Below are 25,111 nucleotides of genomic sequence, written 5' to 3' on the forward strand. Positions count from 1 at the left end.
GATGAAACCCGTCAACGAATTTCCCTCGGCCGACGGCCTCTGGACCGGCATCCGCCTTGCCGCCGATGCGGGCGTGGAAGCCGCCATCGTGGTGGAGCAGGGCGCGGTCCGCTGGGTCGGCGCCCGAAGCGCGCTGCCGGCTGAATTCGCCGGGCTCGTGCCGCACGATGGCGGCGGTGCGCTCGTCACCCCGGGGCTGGTCGATTGCCACACGCACCTCGTCTACGGCGGCCAGCGCGCCAACGAGTTCGCGATGCGGCTCGCGGGCGCCACGTATGAAGAAGTGGCGAAGGCCGGCGGCGGCATCGTCTCGTCGGTGCGCGCCACGCGCGAGGCCGACGAGGACACGCTGTTAGCGCAGGCCGCCGCCCGGCTCGAACAGCTGCTGGCCGACGGCGTGTGCGCCATCGAGATCAAGTCGGGCTACGGCCTCTCGCTGGAGCACGAGCGCAAGCAGCTGCGCGTGGCGCGGCGCCTGGGCGAGGCCTACGGCGTGACGGTGCGCACCACTTTTCTCGGCGCGCATGCGCTGCCGCCCGAGTACGCGGGCCGCAGCGGTGAGTACATCGATCTCGTGTGCAACGAGATGCTGCCCGCGCTCGCGGCCGAAGGCCTGGTCGACGCGGTGGACGTGTTCTGCGAGCGCATCGCCTTCTCGCTCGCCGAGACCGAGCAGGTCTTCAAGGCCGCGAAGGCGCTGGGCCTGCCGGTGAAGCTGCATGCGGAGCAGCTCTCTGACATGGGCGGCGCCGCATTGGCCGCGAGCTACGGCGCGCTCTCGTGCGACCACATCGAGCACCTGTCGGCCGAGGGCATCGCGGCGATGCGCAGATCCGGCACCGTGGCCGTGCTGCTGCCGGGCGCCTACTACACGCTGCGCGACACGCACCTGCCGCCCATCGCCGCGCTGCGCGCCGCGGGCGTGCCGATGGCGGTGTCGACCGACCACAACCCCGGCACCTCGCCCGCGCTGAGCCTGCTGCTGATGGTGAACATGGCCTGCACGCTGTTCCGCCTCACGGTGCCCGAGGCGCTCGACGGCGTCACCGTGCACGCGGCACGCGCGCTGGGCCTGCAGGACACGCACGGCGCCATAGCGCCCGGCATGCCCGCCAACTTCGTGCTGTGGAACGTGCGCGAAGCGGCCGAGCTCGCCTACTGGTTCGGACAGCAGCCCGTGCGCACGGTGGTGCGGCAAGGGTGCATCGCCATTGGAGCCAACGCATGACGACAAACACCCTTTTCGCTGCCGACGCGCTGCTGCCCGAAGGCTGGGCCCGCAACGTGCTGCTGGCGTGGGACGACGCGGGCCGGCTCACGCAGGCGCAGGCCGGCGCGCAGCGGCCCGTCGATACGGCGGCCGCCAGTGGCCCCGTGATCCCCGGCATGCCCAACCTGCATTCGCACGCCTTCCAGCGCGCCTTCGCGGGCCTCACGGAACACCGCGCCGAGCAGCACGACAGCTTCTGGAGCTGGCGCACGCTGATGTACCGCTTTGCCGCGCGCCTGGGCCCGCAGCACATGGAAGCCATCGCGACCTGGCTCTATGCCGAGATGCTCGAAGCGGGCTACACCGGTGTGTGCGAGTTCCAGTACGTGCACCACGACGTGGACGGCCGCCCCTATGCCGACGACGCCACACTGAGCCTCGCGCTGCTGCGCGCGGCGAAGAAGGTGGGCATCGGCTTCACGCTGCTGCCGGTGCTCTACCAGACCGGCGGCTTCGGCGAGCAGCCGCCCACCGAAGGGCAGCGGCGCTTCGTCCGTTCCACCGAATCGATGCTGCGCCTGCTCGAAACGCTCAAGCCGCAGTGCGATGCGCAGGGTGCGCGCCTGGGCCTGGCGCCGCACTCGTTGCGCGCCGTTCCGCCGGAAGGCCTGCGCGATGCCATCGCGGGGCTCGAAGCCATCGACCGCGCGGCGCCCATCCACATCCACATTGCCGAGCAGACCAAGGAAGTGGACGACTGCGTGGCCTGGAGCGGCCTGCGCCCCGTCGAATGGCTGCTCGACCACGCCCCGGTGGACGAGCGCTGGTGCCTGGTGCACGCCACGCACATGAACGACGCCGAGTACGAATACGCGGCCCGCAGCGGCGCCGTGGCGGGCCTGTGCCCGACCACCGAGGCCAACCTGGGCGACGGCATCTTCGACTTCGCCAAGTGGCGCAGCCACGGCGGCGCATGGGGCGTGGGTTCCGACAGCCACGCCAGCGTGAACGCAGCGGAAGAGCTGCTGATGCTCGAATACAGCCAGCGCCTGGCCCGGCGCCAGCGCAACGTCGGCGCCAGCGCGGCGCAGCTGCATGTGGCCAGCGCGCTGACGCTGGAGGCGGTGCAGGGCGGGGCGCGGGCCTCGGGCCGCGCCACGGCCGGCCTCGCGGCGGGGCAGCAGGCCGACTTCGCGGTGCTCGATGCCTCGCACATCGCGCTGCAGGGCCTGCCCGCGCCCGATATGCTTTCCGCCCACGTCTTCGCGAGCCATCGCACCTCGGCCATCGAGGGCGTCTGGGTCGCGGGCCGGCCGCGCGTCTCGGCCGGGCGCCACGCGCTGCACGACGAAGCCGCCACCGCCTTCGTGGCCGCGCGCACCCAACTGCTACAGGATTGATCGACCCCACCATGGCCTTCACCACCGCCGAACCTCCTTTCCGCTTCCGCCAGGGCACGCGCCCGTTGCTGATCTCGATGCCGCACGTCGGCACCCACGTGCCGCCGGCGCTCGCCGCACGCCTCACCGAAGAGGCGCGCCATGTGCCCGACACCGACTGGCACCTCGAGCGGCTCTACGACTTCGCCGACGAGCTCGGCGCCTCTGTGCTGGTGGCGACGCACTCGCGCTACGTGATCGACCTGAACCGTCCGCCGGACGGCGCGAGCCTCTACCCCGGCCAGAGCGTGACGGGCCTGTGCCCGGTCGACACCTTCGACGACACGCCGCTGTACGCCGACGCCGCCGACGTGCCGGGCGATGCCGAAGTCGCCGAGCGCCGCGACGCCATCTGGCAGCCCTACCACGCCAAGCTCGCCGAGGAGCTCGCCCGCATCCGCGCGCACCACGGCGTGGCCGCGCTGTGGGACGCGCACTCCATCCGCTCGGTGCTGCCGCGCTTCTTCGACGGCAAGCTGCCCGACCTGAACCTGGGCACCGGCAAGGGCATCAGCTGCGACCCGGCGCTGGCGCAGACGCTGCTGGGCATCGCCGAAAGCGCCACCGGCTACACGGGCGTGCTCAACGGCCGCTTCACCGGCGGCTACATCACGCGCAACTACGGCAACCCCGCACAGAACGTGCACGCGGTGCAGCTGGAGATGACCCAGTCGAGCTACATGCAGGAGAAGCTGCCCTTCGACTACCTGCCCGAGGTGGCGGCGGGCGTGCAGCCGCACGTGCGGCGGATGATCGAGGCGGTGCTCGCGTTCGTGGAAGGCCGCGCAAAGGGCTGACCGCGGGCAGGGGCAGGCCCCCTTCCTACAATCGGGGGTCTATGAAGCCCGTCACCTACACCCGCGGCCAGGCCCTGCCCGGCATCCTCGCCCAGCGCATCGCCATCCTCGACGGCGCCATGGGCACGATGATCCAGCGCTTCAAGCTGACGGAGGAGCAGTACCGCGGCGAGCGCTTCAAGGACTTCGAGCGCGACGTGAGGGGCAACAACGAGCTGCTCTCGCTCACGCGGCCCGACGTGATCCGCGACATCCACGAGGGCTACCTCGCGGCGGGCGCCGACCTCATCGAGACCAACACCTTCGGCGCGACCACCATCGCGCAGGAGGACTACAAGATGGCGCACCTCGCGCGCGAGATGAATCTCGAATCGGCCAAGCTGGCGCGCGCGGCCTGCGACAAGTTCAGCACGCCCGACAAGCCGCGCTTCGTGGCCGGCGCCCTCGGCCCGACGCCCAAGACGGCGAGCATCAGCCCCGACGTGAACGACCCGGGCGCGCGCAACGTCAACTTCGAGGAACTGCGCGCTGCCTACTACGAGCAGACCGAGGCGCTGGTCGAGGGCGGCGCCGACGTGATCCTGGTCGAGACCATCTTCGACACGCTCAATGCCAAGGCCGCGCTGTTCGCGGTCGACGAGTACTTCGACAACAGCGGGCAGCGCCTGCCGCTCATCATCAGCGGCACGGTGACCGATGCCTCGGGCCGCATCCTCAGCGGCCAGACCGTTACCGCCTTCTGGCACAGCGTGCGCCATTCGCAGCCGCTGGCCATCGGCCTGAACTGCGCGCTGGGCGCGGCGCTGATGCGCCCCTACATCCAGGAGCTGGCGCGCGTGGCCGGCGACACCTTCATCAGCTGCTACCCGAACGCCGGCCTGCCCAACCCGATGAGCGACACCGGCTTCGACGAGACGCCCGAGGTCACCTCGCGCCTGCTGCACGAGTTCGCCTCCGAGGGGCTGGTAAACATCGTGGGCGGCTGCTGCGGCACCACGCCGGACCACATCGCGGCGATCGGCAAGGCGGTCGCGCCGATGGCCGGCCGGGTGCTGGGCACCAACAACGCCGGCTTCTACAAAGAGGCAGCTTGAGCGCTCCGGCCGCGTCCGCGGCCGATTGACGGGCCCCAGCCCCCGGCCTACGCTGGGGCGCAAGGAGCCTTGCCATGAACTCATCACTCACCTGGCGCTGGGCCGCCGTCGGCGCGCTGGCCCTGGCGCTGCCGCTCGCCGCGCAGGCGCAGCAGGCCTTCACGCGCGGCGCGGTCAACCTGCGCGCGGGGCCTTCGGGCGACTATCCGCTGGTGGCGCGGCTCGGGCCCGGCCAGCCGCTCGAAGTGGTGGGCTGCACCAGCGGCTACGGCTGGTGCGACGTGGTGCTGCCCGACGGCGGGCGCGGCTGGATCTGGGCGCGCAACCTCGATTACGCCTACCAGGAGCAGCGCGTGCCGCTGGCCACGTACGGCGCGCTGATCGGCGTGCCGATCATCGACTTCGCCATCGGCAGCTACTGGGCCGACTACTACCGCGACAGGCCCTGGTACGGCGACCGGCGCTGGTGGGGCGGCCGGCCGCCTCCGCCCGTGGCGGGCTGGCGTCCGCCGCCGCCGGTACGGCCCGGATGGCAACCGCATCCGTGGCAGCCGGGGCCGGGGTTGCGGCCACCCGCGCCGGGCTTCAGGCCACCGCCCGCGCCGGGCATCCGTCCGCCGGTGGACCCGGGAATCAGGCCGCCACGGCCGCAGGCGGGTTTCCGGCCCGGGCCGCCGCCGGGCAAGCCGCATCCGCATCCCGGAGGGGGCGGTGGGCATCGTGGGGGAGGCCGTGGCGGTGACCATGGCGGAGGTCACGGCGGCGGGCACCGGCACTGAGGGCCGGTGCCTCAGGCTTCCGCGACGCGCACCACGCGCTTGCCGAAGTTGCGGCCCTGAAGCAGGCCGATGAACGCGTCCGGCGCGTTCTCCAGGCCGTCGATGCGGTCCTCGCGCAGCGTGATCCTGCCGGCCTCGACCCACTCGTCCATCTCGCGCCGGAACGCATCGAAGCGCTCGCCATAGTGGTCGAGGATGACGAAGCCCTGCATGCGGATGCGCTTCTGCAGCAGCGCCGCCGTCAGCAGCGGCAGCCGGTTCGGGCCCGGGGGCAGTGCCTCGCTGTTGTAGTCGGCGATGTGCCCGCACACCGGCACGCGCGCGCCGATGTTGAGCAGCGGCAGCACCGCGTCGAACACCTCGCCTCCGACGTTCTCGAAGTAGACGTCGATGCCCGTGGGGCAGGCGGCCGCGAGGCGCGCTGCGAACGCCGGGTCGTGGCGGTCGATGCAGGCGTCGAAGCCCAGCACCTCGACTGCGTGGCGGCACTTGTCCGCACCGCCCGCGATGCCGACCACGCGCGCGCCCTTGAGCCTGGCGATCTGCCCGACCACCGAGCCGACGGCGCCGGTCGCGGCCGCCACCACCACCGTCTCGCCCGGCTTGGGCTGGCCGATGTCGAGCAGGCCGACGTGCGCGGTGAAGGCCGGCATGCCGAGCCCGCCGAGCGCCAGCGAGGGCTGCGCCATCCGGCCCAGCGGCATCAGGTCCTGGCCGTCGGACAGCGCGTAGTCCTGCCAGCCGGCGTTGCCGAGCACGAGATCGCCGGGGCTGAACTGCGCGTTGCGCGAGTCGACGACGCGGCTGACCGTGCCGCCCGGCATCGGCTCGCCCACTTGCACCGAGGCGGGCGCATAGAGCGGCGGCACCTCGTCCATCAACTGGCGCATGTACGGATCGAGCGACAGGTGCAGCGTGCGCAGCAGCACCTGGCCCTCGCCGGGCACGGGGACGGCGGCTTCCTCCAGCCGGAAGTTCTCCGGCGTCGGCAGGCCGCGCGGCCGGGCGGCGAGGACGATGCGGCGGTTGACGGTATCGACGGCGTTGCTGTTCTGGGACATGGGGCGTGGCTCCTTGGTTAATAGACCAGTCGTCTAGTGCGTGGGCGAAAAAAAGCGGGAGCGCGTTCGCCTCCCGCCGGGTGATTTCCTTCAGTGGTCCGAAGACAGGCCCAACTGCTGCCGGGTGTCGCGCATCGCCGCGTCCAGCGACGAGCGGTCGCGCGTGATCTTGGCCAGCAGGCTGGCGCCGAGCCAGCGCTGGTAGAGCGCGACGGCGACGCCCTGGGCGTCCTGCCCCTGCGGCATCGCCTTGATCGAGCCGTCGGCCCGGCCGGCCTCGATGCAGCCGGCGAGCCGGTCGGTGATGCCGCGGGTGCCGCGCGCCAGCGCCGCGCGCATGCTCTCGGACAGGTCGCAGACCTCGGCGCCAAGCTTGACGACGAGGCAGCGGCTCTGCGCCTCCTCGCCGGTCTGGGAGTCGAGCCAGTCGTCGAAGTAGGCGATCAGGCGCTGGGCGGCGGTGCCGGATCCCTCGGTCAGCAGGGCGTCGGTGCGCCCGAGGTACTCGCTGAAGTAGGCCTCCAGCACCGCCTCGCCGAAGACTTCCTTGGAGCCGAAGTAGTGATAGAACGAGCCTTTCGGCACCTTCGCCGCCGCCAGCACCTCGGCCAGCCCGACGCCGGTGAAACCCTTTCGCAGCAGCAGCGGATGGGCCACGTCGAGGATGTGCTGGCGGACGTCGGTGATGGGTGCGGCTGCGGCGTTCATGGGCCGCACTCTAGCGGCAATTAGACCAGTCGTCTAGTCTTGTGAGCCAGTGGTGTCGCAGCTGACTTTGGGGCTGCATTCGCCCGCCGCGGCCCGCCCCTTGGCGATCAGATTCACGAAATGCTGGGCTCCCAGGCCGAGTGGGCGCTCACGTGACCACACTACGTCCACCCACAGGTCGAGCCCGTTGCTGAGGTTCTCGAACGGAATCTCGACCAGCGCACCCGCCGCCACATGCGGCCGCGCGAAGTTGCGCGGCAGCCAGCCCCAGCCCAGCCCGGCGGTGATCAGGCTCAGCGCGGCCAGCGCGTTGTCGGAGCGCCAGACGTGGCGTGCGAACACGAAGCGCGGGTCGCTGGTGGCGAGGTCGCGCCCGGCCACGACGATCTGGCGGGTGTTGGTCAGGTGGTCCTCGCGCAGCCGGCCGCCGTTGGCGGCGAGCACGGGATGGTCGGGCGCCATCACCGCCACCATGAGCTCGCTGCCGACTTCCTGGAAGCCTTCGCGCCCGTCGAGGCTGGGTCGCTCGAAGACCAGTGCCAGCTGCGCCCGCCCGCTGTGCAGCAGCGCCAGCGCGTCGGCCTGTGGGGCGGCCAGCACCTCCACCTGCAGCAGCGGATGCTCCCGCGCCAGTTCCGACAGCGGGCCGGTCCACGGTGCGGCCAGCAGTTCGGGCGCGATGGCCAGCGTGAGCCGGTCTTCCAGTCCCTGCGTGAGCGCCAGCGCTTGAACCTGAAGCTGCTTCAGCTGGGCCGCCAGCAGCCGCGCCTGCGGCTCCAGCGAGCGCGCTGCGGCCGTGGGCTGGGGCTCGCGGCCGCTGCGGTCGAACAGCTGCAGGTCGAGCTCGGCCTCGAGGTTGGCGACAGCCATGCTCACCGCCGACGGCACCCGGCGCAGCGCCCGCGCGGCGGCAGAGAAGGAGCCGTGGTCAATCACGGCCAGGAAGACTTCGACGTTGTCGCTGGAAAAGGCCATGGCGCCGATCTTTCAATAAAACTGAAACAAGTTAACTTTTTATATCAGCCCGGGACAAATAAAGTCCAGTCATCGCATCAACGAACACAGAGAGAAAGCCATGCAAGGGATTCAGCGTCGCATCGTCTACATCAGCCTCTACGAAGGCATCGCCATCGTGGCCGCCAGCGCGGGCCTGGCCCTGATGACGGATGCCGGCCTGGGCCATTCGGGCGCGATGGCGGTGGCGGCCTCGGTCATCGCGGTGATCTGGAACCTGGTCTTCAACTCGCTCTTCGAGCGCTGGGAGTCGCGCCAGGTCGTGCGCGGACGCAGCCTGCGCCGCCGCATCGCGCACGCCATCGGCTTCGAGGGAGGCCTGATCGCCTTCCTGGTGCCGATGTTCGCCTGGGGCCTGGGCGTCACGCTCTGGCAGGCGCTGGTGATGGACCTGGGGCTGGTGGTGTTCTTCCTGGTCTACACCTTCGTCTTCAACTGGGCCTTCGATCGCGTGTTCGGCCTGCCGGCTTCGGCCGCGGCGAAGGTGCCGGTGGCGGCCTGAGGGCCGCCCGGGCAGAGACGATCAAGGCGGCGTGGCCGCCTTTTTCTTTTGCTCGGCCGCCCGCATCTCGAGCGCGGCCTGCAGTCGCAGCGCCTCCTGCGGCGTGAAGAGTTCCGCCTGCAGCTGTGCCCGCGCGGCTTCGTCGGCCGCGGCGTAGCGCGACAGGCGGCTCTGCCAGTCCTGCTCCTGCCGGTCGAGCGTCGCGAGACGCTGCGCCGCCTCGTAGCCATACTGCTTGGAGCGCTCCTCGAAACGCTCCTGCGGACTGGCGCCGCGTGCTTCCAGTGCGGCGGTCTGCTCGCCCACGGCCAGTTGCGCGACGGAGGCGACGCGATCGGCGCGCTGCTCCGGCGTGAGCCATGTCTCCTCGGTCTTCGCCAGCGCCTGGCGCTTCTGCTGGGCGGTGAGGCTGCCGTTGCGCTCGATCTCCAGCTTCTCGACGCTGAAGCGGTCGAACTTCTCGTCGGCGGCGAACAGGCCCTCGACTTCCTCGGGCGCGAAGTAGCGCGAGCGGATGCCGGCGCGCGCATCGAGGATCCGGCGCAGCCCCGCCGGGTCGCCGATGTTGGCTGCCGGCAGCGCCTCCAGCGCGTTGCGGTAGTCGATGTAGCGCTCCAGCAGGCCGAGCGCGCGCACGCGCCATTCGGGCGGCAGGTACCTGTCGATCCTGGCGCGCATCTCGGCCATCAGGCCTTCCTTGTCGCGAGCCTGGCTGCCGTCGAGCATCTGCTCGAAGGTGCGCAGCAGGGCGGGCGTCAGCAGCGGATCGGGGGCGTGGGGGCTTGCGTCTGGCGCGGATCTGGAGACATCGGGAAGGTCCGACGAGGTGGCCGGCAGGGCTGCCGATACGACCGCGGGAGCCGGAGCCCCCTCGCCGCCGGCCAGCCACCACGCGGTGCCCGCGGCCAGCACCGCCGCGGCCGCCGCGAGCGGCAGCAGGAGCTTGCGGGGCATCGTCTCCTCAGAGGCCGAGTTGCTTCAGTCTCGCCGCCTGGTTCACGTACAGCGTCACCGGGCTCACCGAGAAAAGGTCGCGCAGGCCGAGCATCTGGTTGACCTCGTCCAGGTGGTTCTGCCTGTAGCTGCCGAGGTACGTGCCCAGGTGCGAGCTGCAGGCCGATGCGAGCCCGTCGTTGGGCTCGCCGTGCACCACGCTCGTCAGCGACAGCGCGTAGTCGGAGGCGTCGAACACGTTGGTCAGCGGCTGGGTGCCCGACCAGGAGAAGTAGCGCACCCCGTTGACCAGCTCGGTGCCGTTGCCGCAGGCGCTGGTGGGCACGCCGTCGGGGAACTTGGCGTTGAACTTCGCCGAGCCGACGGTGTTGAGCGAATCCAGCGCACCCAGCCCGTTCTGCGGCGTGTTGTTGCCCGAAAGAATGCCGATGAGGCTGGAGAACGCGTTGACCACGCTCACCACCACGGCGCGACTGATGCTGCCGTCCGGCAGCGTGTTGCCGAGCACGTCGGCCACCTTGCTGCCCTTGTGCGGGCTGCCCACTGTGGTGACGGAGGCCACCAGCTGCGGCGCCACGCCCGAGACGTAGCGCGCCGTGGGGCCGCCGTGCGAATGGCCGATCAGGTTGACCTTGCTCGCGCCGGTCAGCGCCAGCACGTCCTTGACCTGCTTGAGCAACTGCTCGCCGCGCACCTCGCTGCTGTTGGTGGCCGCCACCTCGGCGACGAAGACCTTCGCGCCCTGCGCGCGCAGCTCGCCCGGAATGCCGTACCAGTAGTCGATGCCGGCGATGGTGTCGAAACCCAGCATGCCGTGCACCAGCACGATCGGATAGGCCGTCTGCGCGCTGGTGTTGGCCGCTTGTGCCGTCTGCGCCAGGGGCGCGAGCGCCAGCATGCCGCACACCAGCAGCGCGCCGCCCGCCCGCCGGGCCGCGCCGCCCTGTTTGCTGCCCGTCGCCTCGGTCCTCGAAGCCGCATTCCTCTTCATTCGAATCATCGGAACTCCCTGTGTCGGTTGGTAGGGTGGGGGCACGCAAAAACGAACGAGCGTGCACTTTTCATTCTGCGAAACCGACCGGGTCGGATCGATCCGGACTTTCCCTTTCATGATTCGGACTTACTCCTGCAGCTCCTGCGGCGTATGGGAGGGCGATAGACTCCCCCAACCCGCGCACGAATAACCGCTTTTGCCTCCGAGTCCAACCATGTCTTCCCCAATGCCGCCTCCCATGAAGCTTTCAGGCCTGGAGCCGGTCTCCATCGGCGAAGGCACGCTGTTCGTCAACATCGGCGAGCGCACCAACGTCACGGGCTCCAAGGCCTTCGCGCGCATGATCCTCAACGGCCAGTTCGAAGAAGCGCTGGCGGTGGCACGCCAGCAGGTCGAGAACGGTGCGCAGGTGATCGACGTGAACATGGACGAGGCCATGCTCGACAGCAAGGCCGCGATGGTGCGCTTTCTCAACCTCATCGCCAGCGAGCCCGACATCGCGCGCGTGCCGGTGATGGTCGACAGCTCGAAGTGGGAGGTCATCGAGGCGGGCCTGCGCTGCATCCAGGGCAAGGGCATCGTCAACTCGATCTCCATGAAGGAAGGCGTCGACAAGTTCAAGCACGAAGCCAAGCTGGTGAAGCGCTACGGCGCCGCCGCCGTGGTGATGGCCTTCGACGAGAAGGGCCAGGCCGACACCTACGCGCGCAAGATCGAGATCTGCGAGCGCGCCTACCGCATCCTGGTGGACGAGGTGGGCTTCCCGCCCGAGGACATCATCTTCGACCCGAACATCTTCGCCATCGCCACCGGCATCGAGGAGCATGACAACTACGCGGTCGACTTCATCGAGGCCACGCGCTGGATCAAGCAGAACCTGCCGGGCGCGAAGGTGTCGGGCGGCGTGTCGAACGTGAGCTTCAGCTTCCGCGGCAACGACCCGGTGCGCGAGGCGATCCACACCGTGTTCCTGTACCACGCGATCAAGGCGGGCATGGACATGGGCATCGTCAATGCCGGCATGGTCGGCGTGTACGACGAGGTCGAGCCGAATCTGCGCGAGCGCGTGGAGGACGTGGTGCTCAACCGCCGCCCCGACGCCGGCGAGCGCCTGGTCGAGATCGCCGAGAGCGCCAAGGGCGCGGCCAAGGACGACAGCAAGAAGCTCGAATGGCGCGGCACGCCCGAGCAGCCCGTGCCGGTGGCGCAGCGCCTGTCGCACGCGCTGGTGCACGGCATCACCGAGTTCATCACCGAAGACACCGAAGAGGCCTACCGCGCGATCCTCGCGAGGGGCGGCCGTCCGCTGCACGTGATCGAAGGTCCGCTGATGGACGGCATGAACGTGGTCGGCGACCTGTTCGGGCAGGGCAAGATGTTCCTGCCGCAGGTGGTGAAGTCGGCCCGCGTGATGAAGCAGGCCGTGGCGCACCTCATTCCCTATATCGAGGAAGAGAAGCGCCAGGACGAGGCGGCCGGGCGCGACGTGCGCTCCAAGGGCAAGATCATCATCGCCACCGTGAAGGGCGACGTGCACGACATCGGCAAGAACATCGTCACCGTCGTGCTCCAGTGCAACAACTTCGAAGTGGTGAACATGGGCGTGATGGTCCCGTGCCACGAGATCCTCGCGAAGGCGAAGGTCGAGGGCGCGGACATCGTGGGCCTGTCGGGCCTCATCACGCCGAGCCTCGAAGAAATGCAGTACGTGGCCGGCGAGATGCAGAAGGACGACCACTTCCGCATCCGCAAGATCCCCCTCTTGATCGGCGGCGCCACCACCAGCCGCGTGCACACGGCCGTGAAGATCGCGCCGCACTACGAGGGGCCGGTGGTCTACGTGCCCGACGCCTCGCGCAGCGTGAGCGTGGCGCAGAGCCTGCTGAGCGACCAGGCGGCCGCGTACATCGAGGAGATCAACGCCGACTACGTCAAGGTGCGCGAGCAGCACGCCAACAAGAAGCAGGTGCCGCTGTGGCCGCTGGCCAAGGCGCGCGCCAACAAGACGCCCGTCGATTTCGCCAGCTACCTGCCGCCGGTGCCGAAGTTCATCGGCCGGCGCGTGTTCAGGAACTTCGACCTCACCGAGCTCGCGAAGTACATCGACTGGGGCCCGTTCTTCCAGACCTGGGACCTCGCCGGCCCGTTCCCGGCCATCCTGAAGGACGAGATCGTCGGCACCGAGGCCGTGCGCGTATATGCCGACGGCCAGCGCATGCTCAAGCGCCTCATCGAGGGCCGCTGGCTCAGCGCGAGCGGCGTGGTGGGCTTCTGGCCCGCCAACACCGTGAACGACGACGACATCGAGCTCTACACCGACGAATCGCGCAGCGAGGTGGCGCTCACCTGGTACGGCATGCGCCAGCAGACCGAGAAGCACGAGATCGACGGCGTGATGCGCCCGAGCCGCTGCCTGGCCGACTTCGTCGCGCCCAGGGACAGCGGCGTGAAGGACTACGTCGGCATGTTCGCCGTGACCGCAGGCCTGGGCGTGGAGAAGAAGGAGAAGTACTTCGTCGACGACCTCGACGACTACTCCGCCATCATGCTCAAGGCCCTTGCCGACCGGCTGGCCGAGGCCTTCGCCGAGGCGCTGCACCATCGCGTGCGCACCGACCTGTGGGGCTACGCGAGCGACGAGAGCCTGAGCAACGACGAGATGATCGCGGAGAAGTACCGCGGCATCCGCCCCGCGCCCGGCTACCCGGCCTGCCCCGACCACAGCGTGAAGAAGCCCATGTTCGACCTTCTGAACTGCGCGGACATTGGCATGAGCCTGACGGAAAGCCTCGCTATGATGCCCGCCGCCAGCGTGAGCGGGTTCTACCTGAGCCACCCCGATTCGACGTACTTCAACGTCGGCAAGATCGGACACGACCAGTTACAGGACCAGGCCGCGCGGCGCAAGGAAAGCGAAGCCGACCTCGAACGCCTGCTCGCGCCCAACCTTTGAACCTGCCGGCCGGCGCGGCCGGCCGGCACCGGGAGTCGTTATTCAGAAGCTGATGTTTGCAGCCGCGCACTACGCGGCCCTGGCGATTTTCGTGACGGGCTGCTGGGGCTATGGACGCGCGCTGCTGGGCCGCCTCGCGCCTCCCCCGCGCCGCGACGCGGGGCTCGAAGCCGCCATGGCCGTGGCCCTGGGCGTGGGAATCTTCATCTGCGCCTTCCAGGCCCTGGCCATCTTCGGAGCCTTCAGGCCTGGCGCGACCGCGGCGATCGTCGCCGTGGGCGTGGCAGCCGCGGCGCTCCAGCTGCCCTCATGGCTGCGCGAGCGGCGCACGCTGTTGCTCGCGAACCCGCCCGCGGCGCCGTGGAGCTACGTCGAGCGCGTCGCGGCGATCGCGCTGGCGCTGGTCGTGCTGCCCGCGCTGGCCGCCCCGCTCGCGCCGCCCATTGCCTTCGACGAGCTGATGTACCACCTGCCCTATGCGCGGCAGGTCGCCGAGCAAGGCTCGCTGGGCATCCACGACTGGCTGCGCTACCCCTGGTTCCCGTACAACTACAACCTGCTGTATGCCGGTGCGCTGCAGCTGGGCGACGACGTGCTGCCGCACTTCCTGAACGGCCTGGCCGGAGCGCTGTCGGTGGTCATGGTCTACCGCCTGGGCATGCTGCATGCCGGCCGGCTCACCGCGTGCATCGGCGCGGCCATCTGGCTGGGGCTCGGCGACTACTCCAACGCGCTGATCGACATGGGCGTTGCGCTCTTCGTGCTCTCGGCCTGCGTGGCGCTGTGGTGGTGGCGCGAGTCCGAGATCGGCAAGCCTGTGCACGGTGGCATCCGCTGGCTCGGCCTGGCGGCCTTCTGCCTGGGCGTGGCCGCGGGCTCGAAGTACCAGGCGCTGGTCTTCCTGCCGCTGGTGGCGCCCTTCGTCTTCCGCCACGAGCGCAGCCTCAAGGCCTGGGCGCTGATGTTCGCCTGCTTCCTGATTCCCTGCGTGTACTGGTACGCACGCAACGCCATCATGACCGGCGACCCCTTCAACCCCATCGGCGCGCGCGTGTTCGGCTTCACCGAATGGACGCCGGCCGACTACGTGCAGCAGGTGGCCGACGTGCGCGTGCATGCCGAGCTGCCCAACGCGCTGCTGTGGTCGGTGTTCTTCGCGCCGTTCAGCCCGCTGTGGAAGCGCTCCGCGGCGGTGCGCGCGGCCGGCTGGTTCTGCCTGTACTCGGTGATCGTCTGGGTCGCGACCTCGCGCTATCCGCGCTACCTGACGGCCTCGTTCCCGCTGCTGGCGGCCATCGCGGCCATCGGCTGGCAGGTGGTGTTCGGCTGGATCGCCGCGGGCTTTCGCCGCTTGGCCGGGGGCAAGGGGGCGGCAGCCGACGTTCCGCCCGCCGCCGTCACCGCGCGTACCCCGGCCCGCGTGGGCGACTGGGCGATCGTGCTGCTGCTGGCGGTGCTGGCCGCGGTTTCCGTGCGCCAGACGGCCACCAAGGTCGCGCTGATCGCCACCACGCCGGAGGCCCGTGAAGCCGTGCTGCGCAAGCACGTGCCGGGCTACGCGGCCATGGACTACCTGCGGCGCAACGCCAAGGGCCGTGTCTACCAGATCGCGCTGAACGAGGCGATCTACTACGGCCCCAACCCCATCTGGGGCGACACCCTCGGGCCCTGGCGCTACACCGACTTCGGGCGCCTGTCGGGCGGCGATCTCGCGCGCAAGCTCTCGGGCATGGGCTTCGTTGCCATCGTGCTGCCCGACTCGGTGGTGCCGGTCTTCACCGCGCGCATCGACTTCGACAAGTACTTCGCCGTGGAATACCAGAAGGACGGCAGCCGCGTCTACCGTATCCTTCCCGTCGCACCATGAACGACGCGGCAGACATCTCCACCAGTACCCGGCAAGGCCTCGGAGGCAGCGGCGGCCGCGGCCTGCGCGTCGCCGTGGTCATCCCCTGCTACAACGAGGCGCTGGCCATCGAACAGGTGGTTCGGGGCTTTCGCGCCGCGCTGCCGGAAGCCGACATCCACGTTTTCGACAACAACTCCAGCGACGACACGGCCGCCGTGGCGCGCGCGGCCGGCGCCACCGTCACCCACGTGGCCCTGCGAGGCAAGGGCAACGTGGTGCGGCGCATGTTCGCCGACGTCGACGCCGACGTGTACGTGATGACCGACGGCGACGCCACCTACGACGCGGGCGCCGCGCCGCGCCTCGTCGAACGTCTGGTGAACGACAACCTCGACATGGTGGTCGGCAGCCGCGTGGACGACGGCCAGGACGTGCACACCTACCGCGCGGGCCACCGCTTCGGCAACCGCATGCTCACGGGCGCGGTGGCGCAGCTCTTCGGCGGCGGGCTCACCGACATGCTCTCGGGCTATCGCGTGTTCTCGCGGCGCTATGCCAAGTCGTTCCCGGCGCTGTCGCGGGGCTTCGAGACGGAGACCGAGCTCACCGTGCACGCGCTCGAACTGCGCATGCCCTATGCGGAGGAAGCCACCGCCTACAGCACGCGTCCCGAAGGCTCGGTGAGCAAGCTCTCGACCTACCGCGACGGCTGGCGCATCCTCAAGACCATCTGCAAGCTGTTCGTGAGCGAACGGCCGCTGCAGTTCTTTTCGATCATCGGCGCGCTGCTGGCGCTGATGTCGGTCGCGCTGGTCGTGCCGGTCTTCATGACCTACGTGCAGACCGGGCTGGTGCCCCGCTTGCCCACCGCGGTGCTGGCCACCGGGGCGATGCTGGCGGCGATGCTGTCCTTCGTGTGCGGCGTCATCATGCAAGCCATCACCTTGGGCCGACGTGAGGCCAAGCGGCTGAGCTACCTCGCGATTCCGAGCGTGCGCGAACGGGTGTCGCGCGGCTTGGCGGCCGGCCCACGATGAAGATAGGCCGCGAGTTCCTCGTCTTCGCCGCCGTCGGCGTGATTGGGCTCGTGGTCGACGTGGTGGTGCTGTACCTGCTGGCGCCGCTGCTGGGCTGGTACGCGGCGCGCGTGGTGTCGTTCTTTGCGGCGGCGACCACCACCTGGGCCTTCAACCGCCGCTACACCTTCGCGGCCAGCGCGGCGGCCGGCCGTTCCATCTGGCGCGAATACCTGGGCTATCTCGCGACCATGACCGCGGGCGCGGTGCTCAACTACGGTGCCTACGTGCTCACGCTGCACTGGGTGGAAGGCCGCTGGGCCGCGGCGCTCGGCGTGGCGCTGGGCAGCCTCGCGGGCATGAGCGCCAACTTCCTGTCGGCGCGCTATCTCGTCTTCCGGTCTCACCGCAACGGCTGAGGCCGGCGGTGCGGCGCGCTCAGTGCGCGCCCGAGACGACGACCGGAATCTCCGTTGCCGGCGGCGTGTTGCGGCTGCGGCCGCAGCGCACGATGCCGTCGATCATCACCATGCCCACGCCCGGGATGTCGCCCAGCTGCACGCTCTCGAGCAGGCCCGGCGCGGGCGAATGTTGCGCGCGGTCCATGAAGACGAAGTCGGCGGCACGGCCCACCTCGACGAGGCCGCAGTTGAGCTTGCGGATCTTCGCGGTGTTGCCCGTCGCGAAGCAGAACACCAGCTCGGCCGGGATGTTCGCGATGGACGACAGCATCGCCACCATGCGCAGGATGCCCAGCGGCTGGACGCCCGAGCCTGCCGGGCCGTCGGTGCCGAGGATCACGCGGTGCGGGCACTTGAGCTCCAGCGCGGCCTTCGCCGCCGCGATGGCGACCTTCTCGTTGCCGTTGTGCACGATCTCGATGGCGCGCGAGCTCTTCTCGCAGAGCTCGCACACGTGCGCCTCGGGCAGCGAGGTGTGGCCGCCGTTGATGTGGCCGATGACGTCGGCGTCGGCCTCGAGCACCACGTCCTTGTCGATCAGCCCCGAGCCGGGAATGGACGGGCCCCCAGTGTGGATGGTGCTCTGGATGCCGTACTTGCGCGCCCAGGCCACCATCTCCTTGGCCTCGTAGCCGGCCTTGACCGAGCCCAGGCCCACTTCGCCGAGCAGGCCCACGCCGGCCTCGGCGAGTTCCTTGAAGTCGCTCTCGACCATGCCCTTCTCGATGACGGGCGCGCCTGCCAGCACCTTCACGCCGCCGGGGCGGAAGTTGTCGAAGGCGCGCTGCGCGGTGATGGCCAGGGCCTTCAGGCCGACGATGTCCTTGGGGCGGCCGGGCAGGTGCACCTCGCCGGCGGAAATCATGGTGGTCACGCCGCCGTGCATGGTGGAGTCGATCCAGCCGAGCTGGCCCTGGCGCGGGGTCCAGTCGCCGAACACCGGGTGCACGTGGCTGTCGATCAGGCCGGGCGCCACGCAGGTCTTCTTCGCGTCGATGACGGTGACGGCGCCTTCGAGGTCGCAGTCCTTTTCCTTGCCGATCGCGACGATCAGGCCGTCGTTCACGACGATGGTGTCGGCATCGAGGATGGGCTTGTCGATGTCGCCCGAGAGCAGCAGCCCGATGTTCCTTATGACGACCTTGCCCGACTTGCCGCCGGCTGCGATTTCTGCCATTTCGTGTTTTCCTCGTGGGGTGGGGTGTTGTCTTGCACTTCGTCCGCGCGCACGGTACGCAGCACGGTCTCGATCACGAAGTCTTCCCAGTGCGTGATCGCCTCGGGCGACTCCAGCGGCTCGCCGAGGAAGGCGGTGAGCGTGTGCCGGTTGGAGGTGTAGAAGTAGCCGGTGGAGGCAATCAGCAGGTAGATGTCGCGCGCCACCAGGTCCTTGCGGAACAGGCCCTGCGCGGCGCCGCTCGCCAGGATCTCCTCGATGATCGCCACCGCGCGCGACGAGTATTCGCGTGCGCGCAGCGACTTCGAAATGTGCCGGCCCTTGTGCAGGTTCTCGGTGTTCAGCAGCGTGACGAACTCGGGATTCTTGCGGTAATAGCCCAGCACGAAGCGGATGACTTCGGTGAGCGCGTCCACCGGCCGCGAGGCGTCGAGCGCGATGGCGGCCTCGGCGTCGTCCATGCGCTGGTAGATGCCTTCGAGCACTGCGATGAAGAGGCCTTCCTTGCTGCCGAAGTAGTAGTAGATCATCCGGTCGTACGACTTCGCGGCCTTGGAGATCTTCTCCACGCTGCCGCCGTCGTAGCCGTACCTGGCGAAGACCTTGGTCGCGGCCTTCAGGATGCTGTCGCGCGTGGCCTGGGCAGCCGCCTCGCGCACGCCCGTGCGGCGCTGCGGCTTGGTGACTGCCTTGCGTTCCATCAGCGGCCGGAATGAAGGGCGAGGCGGTCGCCGCCGGGCCGCCCCAAGGCGGACCGCGCCTCCCCCATGGGGGGTGGAGTTACACGAGGGAAAAGCCGGGGGGCTTTCATTTCTCTGCGAAGGCGCGCTCGACGACGTAGTCGCCGGGGGTCGACGTGTTGCCTTCCTTAAAGCCGCGAGCCTCCAGGATGTGCTTCAGATCGACCAGCAGGCCGGGGCTGCCGCACAGCATGACGCGGTCTTCCTCGACGTTCAGCGGCGGCAGGCCGAGGTCGTCGGTGAGCTTGTTGCTCTCGATCAGGTCGGTGATGCGGCCCTGGTTGCGGAACTCCTCGCGCGTGACCGTGGGGTAGTACAGCAGCTGCTTGGCGATCATCTCGCCCAGGAACTCGTGCTTGGGCAGGTGGTCGGTCACGAGGTCGTGGTAGGCCAGTTCGTCGACCTGGCGCACGCCATGTACCAGGATGACCTGCTCGAACTTCTCGTAGGTGTCCGGGTCGCGGATGATGCTCATGAACGGTGCGAGGCCGGTGCCGGTGCCGAAGAGGTACAGGCGCTTGGCAGGCAGCGTGTAGTCGATCAGCAGCGTGCCGGTGGGCTTGCGGCCCACGATGATGGTGTCGCCCACCTGGATGTGCTGCAGGCGCGAGGTCAGCGGGCCGTCTTCCACCTTGATGCTCAGGAACTCGAGATGCTCCTCGTAGTTCGGGCTCACGATGCTGTACGCGCGCAGCAGGGGCTTGTTGTTGACCTTCAGGCCGATCATCGTGAAATGACCGTTGGAGAAGCGAAGCGCCGGGTCGCGCGTGGTGGTGAAGGTGAACAGGCGATCGGTCCAGTGGTGGACGCTCAGGACGCGTTCTTCGCTGAATGCACTCATACGGAACTCAAGAGTTGGTTGGTAACAGGGGAGGTTGGCTGAGCCTGCGTGCACGCCTTTGGGGCGCAAGCCGCCGGCCGGCTCCGAACCCTCCATTGTCGTTGGTCGGAGAAACCCCGATGAACACCGCGAGAAAACACCATTGCAAGCATCGGGCCCGTTTGCTACATTGACCTTTGATGTAGTGAATGCAACATGAAAGTGTAGGGAATGCTACACAAACGGAAGTCGATGCACAAGCGGGCGGACGGCACGTTTGTTGCAAACCCCGGCAGCCTGGATTTGCCTTTCGCTCACCACCGAACGCCCACGAGATCGCCCCGATGACAGAACACACCAAGACAGATGGCCTCCCCGGCATGGACATGCCCGTGGTGGCCGAAGCCGGCAGCAGCGCCTTCGGCAAGGCGCCGCTGCGCAACGAGCGCATGAGCACGGCCAAGGTCGAGTGCAACGCCTGCCCGGTGCTCTGCCAGATCTCCGACGGCCGCACCGGCGCCTGCGACCGCTACGCCAACAAGGAGGGCGTGCTGGTGCGCGTCGATCCCGTGGTGCTGCTGCGCCGCACGGTCGAGAGCGAGAAGCCCGCGCTGGTGCCCTTCAACCGGCCCGGCGCCGAAGAGGCCCCCGCCAGCCCCGACTGGAACGGCGACCTGCTGCACGCCGACGAAGTCTTCGTCACCGGCGTGGGCTCCTCCACCACCTATCCCGACTACAAGCCTGCCCCTTTCATCGTGGCCTCCAAGGCCCAGGGCGTGGACATGGTCACCGTCGTCACCGAAGGCATCTTCAGCTACTGCAGCTTCAAGGTGAAGATCGATACCGACCGCTTCCTCGGCCCCGAGCAGGCCAACGTGCGCTACCGCGGCGAGGTCGTGGGCCACGTCACCACCGCCGAATACGGCTCGCAGATGCTCTCGCTGGGCGGCGTGCACCACCTCACCGGCGGCAGCAAGAAGGAAGGCCGCATGACGGCCGAGCTGATGCAGCTGCTGGGCAACAAGAAGGCGGTGGAGTGCACCATCGACGGCGGCTCCACCCTCGTCATCCAGGCCGGCAAGGCGCCCATCGTCAACGGCGTGGAAGAGCAGCGCATGCGCGTGGGCTGCGGCTCGGCCGCGGTCGGCATCTTCGCGCGCCAGTTCGCCGGCGTGGCCGACGAGGTGGTCGTGGTCGACGACCACATCACCGGCGTGCTCACCGAGCACCAGGCCGGACGCTGCCTCGACATGGCGCCCTCGGGCATCCAGATGCTGGGGCGCAAGTCCACGCCGGGGCGCTACTTCCAGGTGGCGAACCCGGGCAACGGCTGGGGCGGCACCGACATCGCCGATCCGCTCGCGATCATCGAGGGCTGGGAAGAGGGCGTCGCCCGCCCCGGCCTGCGCCTGCTCATGACATCGACCACCGGCGAGCACGCGCAGTGGTACGTGCTCGACGACGCGCTCAAGCCCGTCGAGCAGCCGATGCCGCCCGAAGTGAAGCGCATCGTCGACCGCATCGGCGAGAACTGCGAACCGTCGCTGTGCACGGTGCTGTTCCTCGGCGGTGCGGGCGGAAGCCTGCGCGCGGGCGTCACCGAGAACCCTGTGCTGCTCACGCGCGCCATCAAGCGCGCGCTGGTCAACGTCACCTGCGGCGGCGCGCCGGCCTATGTGTGGCCCGGCGGCGGCATCACGGTGATGGCCGACGTCATGCGCATGCCCGACAACAGCTTCGGCACCGTGCCCACGCCGGCCATCGTCGCGCCCATCGAATTCAGCATGCGGCGAGACGACTACGAGGCGCTCGGCGGCCACGTCGAACACATCTTCCCGCTCGAGCAGGCGCTCGCTCGCGGTGCATGGCAGGAAGACGGCGCACCGCTCGCGCGCCAATGGCTAGCGGTGGACGACGCCAACCCGTGGCCCCTGGGCCACGCCCCGATGCTGGGCTGATCATGTCCGCCCAACGCACAGCGCTCGACAAGAGCCGCTGGCATTTCAACCACGGCCCGATCGATATCGTGGCCGAGGCGCATGGCGACCCGTACGCCGTGGCCGCCGCGCACGACGCGGCGTGGGCGCGCTTCGTCCACGTGCTCGACGAGCTCGTGCGTGAGCTGCCGCTGCTGCGCCTGCCCGTCGTGGACAAGATGCGCCCGCGCAACGTGGTGGCACGCCGCATGTGGGATGCCTGCGCCGCTTTTTCGCCGATGTTCATCACACCGATGGCGGCGGTGGCCGGCTCGGTTGCGCAGGAACTCATCGCGTTCTACGAGCGCCCCGGCGTGGAGCGCGCGTGGATCAACAACGGCGGCGACATCGCGCTGCATCTTGCGCCGGGGCAGTCCGCGTGCGTGGGCGTGTTCGCCGACATCGCGCGCTTCGACCTGCGCGGCCATCTGGCCGGCGAAGGCGGCGTCCTCACCACCGACGGCCAGTTCGAGCTGCGCGCCGACCAGCCCGTGCGCGGCGTCGCCACCAGCGGCTGGCGCGGGCGCAGTTTCTCGCTGGGCATCGCCGACAGCGTGACGGTGCTGGCCGCCACCGCAGCGCAGGCCGATGCCGCCGCGACAGTGATCGCCAACGCCGTCGACGTGGACGACGAGGCCATCGCGCGCCGCCCGGCGAGCGAGTGCAAGGACGACAGCGACCTCGGCGACACACTCGTCACCGTCGACGTGCCCGCGCTGGCTCCGGGGCAGGTGCGCAGCGCACTCGATACGGGCGCGATATGCGCCAAGGTCCTGCAAAAAGGAGGGCTCGTATGGGCCGCTCTACTCGTTTGCCAGGGGCAGTGGAGACTTGTCGAACCCTTATGCTCGAAGGCGCTCGATGCAGAGTCGCCGAAATCCGTTGGTTCAGTATTTGCTTAACGAAAAGCAAGGTTCTTTTTCATGATCGAAATCCGCCGCGTCTTCACCCAGGTCGAGCACATCCACCACGAGTTCGGACCGCGCGCCGACACCCCGCTGGTGCGTGGTGCCATCGGCGCGGTGCTGACCAATCCGTTCGCGGGCCGCTACGAGCCCGACATCCTGCCGATGATGGCGCTGCTCGACCCGGTGGGCGTCGACATGGCGCACCGGCTGCATGCCGCCATGGACGTGCCGCTCGAGCAGATCGCCACCTACGGCAAGGGCGCCATCGTCGGCGCCGATGGCGAACTGGAGCATGGCGCGCTGTGGCACGTGCCCGGCGGCTACGCGATGCGGGAACTGCTCGGCTGGAAGGGCAGCCGCGCCGCCTACACCGCTGGCAAGGCCGAGGAAAAAACCGGCCAGCCCGGCAACGCGCTCTCGATCGTGCCTTCGACCAAGAAGGTCGGCCCGCCCGGCGCCACGCTCGACGTGCCGCTGACCAACATCAACGCCAGCTACGTGCGCGGCCAATTCGACGCCATCGAGGTGCGCGTGCCCGGCGCGCCTGCGGCCGACGAGATCGTCTTCATCCTCGCGATGAGCACCGGCTACCGCATCCATGCCCGCGTGGGCGGGCTGCTCGCGAAAGACATCAGCAAGTGGGACGGCCTGCGCTGACCCGCGAAGACCCGCACAGAGACAAGACAAGGAACACACAGAACATGACCGCCAACATCCGCAAGCTCGTCGTCCAGGTCGATGAAACCCGCAAGGAAATGGGCAAGGACATCACGCCGCCCACGCGCCGCGCCGTCGCCATCGCCGTCATCGAGAACCCTTACGCGGGCCGCTACAGCGAGAACCTCGACGAGCTCATCGCCATCGGCGAGGAACTCGGCGCGCTGCTGGGCCAGAAGGCCGTGAAGGCGCTGGGCATCGAGCCCGGCCAGGCGCAGAGCTACGGCAAGGCCGCCATCGTCGGCGAGCGCGGCGAGCTCGAGCATGCCGCCGCCATCCTGCATCCCAAGCTGGGCGCGCCGCTGCGCGTTGCAGTGGAGAAGGGCGCCGCGCTCGTGCCATCGGCCAAGAAGCAGGGCACGCTGGGCACCGCCATCGACGTGCCGCTGGGCCACAAGGACGCCGCCTTCGTGCGCAGCCACTTCGACGCGGTGGAAGCCCGCGTGAGCGACGCACCGCGCGCCAACGAGATCGTGGTGGCCGTGGCCGTCACCGACAGCGGCCGTCCGCTGCCGCGCATCGGCGGCCTGCAGGTTTCTGAAATCAAGGGCGAAGACGGCCTGCGCTGAAAACAGACGCACCGCACAGCCCCCGCGTCCGCACAACTCGAATTCTTTCTGCCTTAACCCCTAGGAGCTTCTCGATGAATCCATTGCGCCATGTTTTCTGCGCCGCTTCCGTCGTCACGCTGGCTTCGGCCCTCGTTCCCGCGCACGCGCAGGGCGTGATCAAGATCGGCGAAATCAACAGCTACAAGGCGCAGCCCGCCTTCCTCGAGCCCTACAAGAAGGGCATGGAGCTCGCGGTCGACGAGATCAACGCCAAGGGCGGCATCAACGGCAAGAAGATCGAGCTCATCAGTCGCGACGACAACGCCAACCCCGGCGACGCCGTGCGCGTGGCCGAGGAGCTCATCTCGCGCGAGAAGATCGACGTGCTGGCCGGCGCCTTCCTGTCGAACACCGGCCTGGCGCTGACCGACTTCGCCAAGCAGAAGAAGTTCTTCTACCTCGCCGCCGAGCCGCTCACCGATAAGATCGTCTGGAGCAACGGCAACAAGTACACCTACCGCCTGCGTCCCTCGACCTACATGCAGGTCGCGATGCTGGTGCCCGAGGCCGCCAAGCTCAAGAAGAAGCGCTGGGCGCTCGTGTATCCCAACTACGAATATGGCCAGTCGTCGGTCGCCACCTTCAAGACGCTGCTGAAGGCCGCGCAGCCCGATGTCGAGTTCGTCGCCGAGCAGGCGCCGCCGCTGGGCAAGGTCGACTCGGGCAGCGTGGTGCAGGCCCTGGCCGATGCCAAGCCCGACGCCATCTTCAACGTGCTCTTCGGTGCCGACCTCTCCAAGTTCGTGCGCGAAGGCAACACGCGCGGCCTCTTCAAGGACCGCGAGGTGGTGAGCGTGCTGACAGGCGAGCCCGAGTACCTCGACCCGCTGAAGGACGAGGCGCCCAACGGCTGGATCGTCACCGGCTACCCGTGGAGCGGCGTGAAGACGCCCGAGCACAAGGCCTTCCTCGATGCCTACCAGGCCAAGTTCAAGGACTATCCGCGACTGGGCTCGGTGGTCGGCTACAGCGCCATCCACTCGATCGCGGCCGGCATCAAGAAGGCCGGCGGCACCGACACCGAGAAGCTCGTGGCAGCCTTCAAGGGCCTGCAGGTCGACACGCCCTTCGGCAAGATCAGCTACCGCGCGCAGGACAACCAGTCCACCATGGGCGCCTACGTTGGCAAGACCAAGAACGACGGCGGCAAGGGCGTGATGGTCGACTACGTCTACCTCGACGGCGCGAAGTTCCAGCCGTCGGATGACGAAGTGAAGAAGATGCGCCCGGCAGACTGAGCGCAAGCCAACCCCTGACACCTATACCAAAGCGGACCATTCCAGGAATACCGCGGAACCGGCTTCGCCGGGCCGCCGGTATTGCCCCCGGTA

The 25,111-nt window shown here is 68.9% G+C and carries 23 protein-coding genes; 15 read left to right on the forward strand and 8 right to left on the reverse strand.

The window, feature by feature from the left end; genetic code table 11:
- Nucleotide 1: 1 nt before the first annotated feature.
- The 5 genes from hutI to ABL843_RS01215 all read left to right on the forward strand — a co-directional run bounded on the left by hutI (nt 2) and on the right by ABL843_RS01215 (nt 5,319).
- Nucleotides 2-1,228, forward strand: coding sequence for an imidazolonepropionase (gene hutI, locus ABL843_RS01195; protein WP_418118704.1), 1,227 nt, complete (start codon nt 2-4; stop codon nt 1,226-1,228).
- Nucleotides 1,225-2,610, forward strand: coding sequence for a formimidoylglutamate deiminase (locus tag ABL843_RS01200; protein WP_418118705.1), 1,386 nt, complete (start codon nt 1,225-1,227; stop codon nt 2,608-2,610). Before hutI ends, ABL843_RS01200 begins: the two co-directional genes overlap by 4 nt.
- Before the next feature lie 11 nt (nt 2,611-2,621).
- Nucleotides 2,622-3,446: an N-formylglutamate deformylase gene (gene hutG / locus ABL843_RS01205; RefSeq protein ID WP_418120427.1), complete on the forward strand. Its 825-nt coding sequence runs from the start codon at nt 2,622-2,624 to the stop codon at nt 3,444-3,446.
- Between the two features lie 41 nt (nt 3,447-3,487).
- Nucleotides 3,488-4,540: a homocysteine S-methyltransferase family protein gene (locus ABL843_RS01210; RefSeq protein WP_418118706.1), complete on the forward strand. Its 1,053-nt coding sequence runs from the start codon at nt 3,488-3,490 to the stop codon at nt 4,538-4,540.
- Between the two features lie 74 nt (nt 4,541-4,614).
- The gene (locus ABL843_RS01215) at nt 4,615-5,319 is read left to right on the forward strand and encodes an SH3 domain-containing protein (protein WP_418118707.1); all 705 of its coding nucleotides are present in this window, start codon (nt 4,615-4,617) and stop codon (nt 5,317-5,319) included.
- A gap of 11 nt (nt 5,320-5,330) precedes the next feature.
- Here the strand turns inward: ABL843_RS01215 and ABL843_RS01220 are convergent, their stop codons facing one another.
- The 3 genes from ABL843_RS01220 to ABL843_RS01230 all read right to left on the reverse strand — a co-directional run bounded on the left by ABL843_RS01220 (nt 5,331) and on the right by ABL843_RS01230 (nt 8,063).
- Nucleotides 5,331-6,380 (reverse strand): NADP-dependent oxidoreductase, encoded by a 1,050-nt coding sequence (locus ABL843_RS01220; RefSeq protein WP_418118708.1) that lies wholly within the window; start codon nt 6,378-6,380, stop codon nt 5,331-5,333.
- A gap of 90 nt (nt 6,381-6,470) precedes the next feature.
- The gene (locus ABL843_RS01225; protein ID WP_126022513.1) at nt 6,471-7,088 is read right to left on the reverse strand and encodes a TetR/AcrR family transcriptional regulator; all 618 of its coding nucleotides are present in this window, start codon (nt 7,086-7,088) and stop codon (nt 6,471-6,473) included.
- A 33-nt stretch (nt 7,089-7,121) separates the two neighbouring features.
- A complete protein-coding gene (locus ABL843_RS01230) occupies nt 7,122-8,063 on the reverse strand; it encodes a LysR family transcriptional regulator (RefSeq protein WP_126022512.1) in 942 nt (313 codons plus the stop codon).
- A 100-nt stretch (nt 8,064-8,163) separates the two neighbouring features.
- On the opposite strand from ABL843_RS01230, the gene ABL843_RS01235 reads away from it, so the two are divergent.
- Nucleotides 8,164-8,604: a PACE efflux transporter gene (locus ABL843_RS01235; RefSeq protein ID WP_126022511.1), complete on the forward strand. Its 441-nt coding sequence runs from the start codon at nt 8,164-8,166 to the stop codon at nt 8,602-8,604.
- A gap of 21 nt (nt 8,605-8,625) precedes the next feature.
- On the opposite strand, the gene ABL843_RS01240 is transcribed toward ABL843_RS01235, so the two are convergent.
- Nucleotides 8,626-9,558 carry a lipase secretion chaperone gene (locus ABL843_RS01240; RefSeq protein WP_418118709.1) on the reverse strand — a complete coding sequence of 311 codons (933 nt, stop codon included), beginning with the start codon at nt 9,556-9,558 and terminating at the stop codon, nt 8,626-8,628.
- A gap of 7 nt (nt 9,559-9,565) precedes the next feature.
- The gene (locus ABL843_RS01245; protein WP_418120428.1) at nt 9,566-10,456 is read right to left on the reverse strand and encodes an esterase/lipase family protein; all 891 of its coding nucleotides are present in this window, start codon (nt 10,454-10,456) and stop codon (nt 9,566-9,568) included.
- A gap of 334 nt (nt 10,457-10,790) precedes the next feature.
- Between ABL843_RS01245 and metH the strand changes: the two genes are divergently transcribed.
- The 4 genes from metH to ABL843_RS01265 are packed head-to-tail and all read left to right on the forward strand — an operon-like array spanning nt 10,791 to nt 16,789.
- Nucleotides 10,791-13,505, forward strand: coding sequence for a methionine synthase (metH, locus tag ABL843_RS01250; protein ID WP_418118710.1), 2,715 nt, complete (start codon nt 10,791-10,793; stop codon nt 13,503-13,505).
- Between the two features lie 52 nt (nt 13,506-13,557).
- On the forward strand, nt 13,558-15,372 hold the full coding sequence (locus ABL843_RS01255; protein ID WP_418118711.1) for an ArnT family glycosyltransferase: 1,815 nt from the start codon (nt 13,558-13,560) through the stop codon (nt 15,370-15,372).
- The gene (locus ABL843_RS01260) at nt 15,369-16,391 is read left to right on the forward strand and encodes a glycosyltransferase family 2 protein (RefSeq protein ID WP_369660066.1); all 1,023 of its coding nucleotides are present in this window, start codon (nt 15,369-15,371) and stop codon (nt 16,389-16,391) included. The genes ABL843_RS01255 and ABL843_RS01260 overlap by 4 nt, the downstream gene beginning before the upstream one ends.
- Nucleotides 16,388-16,789 (forward strand): GtrA family protein, encoded by a 402-nt coding sequence (locus ABL843_RS01265; protein WP_418118712.1) that lies wholly within the window; start codon nt 16,388-16,390, stop codon nt 16,787-16,789. Before ABL843_RS01260 ends, ABL843_RS01265 begins: the two co-directional genes overlap by 4 nt.
- A gap of 19 nt (nt 16,790-16,808) precedes the next feature.
- Here ABL843_RS01265 and ABL843_RS01270 read toward each other — a convergent pair whose 3' ends face one another.
- The 3 genes from ABL843_RS01270 to ABL843_RS01280 form a co-directional block, all read right to left on the reverse strand.
- On the reverse strand, nt 16,809-18,008 hold the full coding sequence (locus ABL843_RS01270) for an amidohydrolase family protein (protein ID WP_126022506.1): 1,200 nt from the start codon (nt 18,006-18,008) through the stop codon (nt 16,809-16,811).
- Nucleotides 17,963-18,709, reverse strand: a complete 747-nt coding sequence (locus tag ABL843_RS01275) for a TetR family transcriptional regulator (RefSeq protein ID WP_418118713.1) — start codon at nt 18,707-18,709, stop codon at nt 17,963-17,965. Before ABL843_RS01275 ends, ABL843_RS01270 begins: the two co-directional genes overlap by 46 nt.
- A 106-nt stretch (nt 18,710-18,815) precedes the next feature.
- A complete protein-coding gene (locus tag ABL843_RS01280; protein ID WP_126022504.1) occupies nt 18,816-19,589 on the reverse strand; it encodes a ferredoxin--NADP reductase in 774 nt (257 codons plus the stop codon).
- 323 nt (nt 19,590-19,912) lie between these two features.
- Here ABL843_RS01280 and ABL843_RS01285 point away from each other — a divergent pair, with 323 nt between their 5' ends.
- The 5 genes from ABL843_RS01285 (at nt 19,913) to ABL843_RS01305 (ending at nt 25,018) form a co-directional block, all read left to right on the forward strand.
- The gene (locus ABL843_RS01285; RefSeq protein ID WP_184640495.1) at nt 19,913-21,526 is read left to right on the forward strand and encodes a 6-hydroxynicotinate reductase; all 1,614 of its coding nucleotides are present in this window, start codon (nt 19,913-19,915) and stop codon (nt 21,524-21,526) included.
- Nucleotides 21,527-21,528: 2 nt separating this feature from the next.
- Nucleotides 21,529-22,446: a UPF0280 family protein gene (locus ABL843_RS01290; RefSeq protein WP_418118714.1), complete on the forward strand. Its 918-nt coding sequence runs from the start codon at nt 21,529-21,531 to the stop codon at nt 22,444-22,446.
- Nucleotides 22,447-22,467: 21 nt separating this feature from the next.
- The gene (locus ABL843_RS01295; protein ID WP_126022501.1) at nt 22,468-23,109 is read left to right on the forward strand and encodes an amino acid synthesis family protein; all 642 of its coding nucleotides are present in this window, start codon (nt 22,468-22,470) and stop codon (nt 23,107-23,109) included.
- Between the two features lie 44 nt (nt 23,110-23,153).
- A complete protein-coding gene (locus ABL843_RS01300; RefSeq protein ID WP_126022500.1) occupies nt 23,154-23,738 on the forward strand; it encodes an amino acid synthesis family protein in 585 nt (194 codons plus the stop codon).
- A gap of 74 nt (nt 23,739-23,812) precedes the next feature.
- Complete coding sequence (locus ABL843_RS01305) at nt 23,813-25,018, forward strand: ABC transporter substrate-binding protein (protein ID WP_369660063.1); 1,206 nt, start codon at nt 23,813-23,815, stop codon at nt 25,016-25,018.
- The last annotated feature ends 93 nt before the right edge of the window (nt 25,019-25,111 follow it).

Source organism: Variovorax sp. 350MFTsu5.1 (genome assembly GCF_048302515.1).
Taxonomy (GTDB): Bacteria; Pseudomonadota; Gammaproteobacteria; order Burkholderiales; family Burkholderiaceae_C; genus Variovorax; species Variovorax guangxiensis.